Consider the following 242-nt stretch of genomic DNA (forward strand, 5'->3'; position numbering starts at 1 on the left):
TAATTATAAAGTAAAAGGAGCTAAGCCCATGACTGTTGAAAGACGCCCTCGCCGTACCTATACGGACGAATTCAAGAACCAAGTAATACAATTATATAATAATGGAAAACGTAAGTGTGACATTATCCGAGAATATGATATTGCCTCCTCCTTGCTGGACAAATGGATTCAGCAAGCCAATAATAGTGGTTCTTTTAAAGAGAAAGACAATCTTACATCGGAACAAAAGGAACTTATTGAGC

At 37.2% G+C, this 242-nt stretch carries 1 protein-coding gene; it reads left to right on the forward strand.

Annotation, left to right across the window (positions count from 1 at the left end):
- Positions 1-28 precede the first annotated feature (28 nt).
- A partial coding sequence (locus tag FAY33_RS19170) for a transposase (protein WP_143323077.1) occupies positions 29-242 on the forward strand: 214 nt, incomplete at its 3' end.

This window comes from Clostridium sp. HBUAS56010 (assembly GCF_007115105.1).
Lineage (GTDB): Bacteria > Bacillota > Clostridia > Lachnospirales > Lachnospiraceae > Lacrimispora.